Source organism: Vibrio sp. 10N.222.49.C9, from assembly GCF_041474985.1.
In the GTDB taxonomy this organism is placed as follows: domain Bacteria; phylum Pseudomonadota; class Gammaproteobacteria; order Enterobacterales; family Vibrionaceae; genus Vibrio; species Vibrio crassostreae_C.
In genome coordinates, this window is sequence record NZ_JBFRVD010001328.1 from 1 (window position 1) to 360 (window position 360).

Annotated in this window: 1 protein-coding gene; it reads right to left on the reverse strand. The window is 48.6% G+C overall.

Annotation, left to right across the window (positions count from 1 at the left end; translation table 11 throughout):
- Positions 1 to 360 (reverse strand): pilin (locus AB4585_RS28140; RefSeq protein ID WP_372172058.1); only part of this gene is annotated, 360 nt, incomplete at both ends.

The window sequence follows — 360 nt, forward strand, 5'->3', positions numbered from 1 at the left end:
TCAATACCCACAGCGCCACTGACGCTACAACTCCAACCCGAGGTATCGTCACGAGCAAAGGACACTGATGCCCCATCTAATGAACTGCCCGTTGAGCTAAAGGTGAATTGCAGCTGATTGCCAGTAATCCCCACCTCCCCAATACTGCCGCCGGCACTCGATACCGTATTGATATCCGTCAGATCGGTAGGAAAAGAACCTTGGTCTAAATAATAGAGTTCAGTTTTGGTTAGTAATCCGCGTAAGGTCGCGGTTGCTGAAGCCAGTTCAGACTTTTTTACATAGTCTTTGTACATGGGAATGCCGATAGCCGACAGCACGCCTATGATAGCGACGACAATCATCAGTTCGATTAAGGTG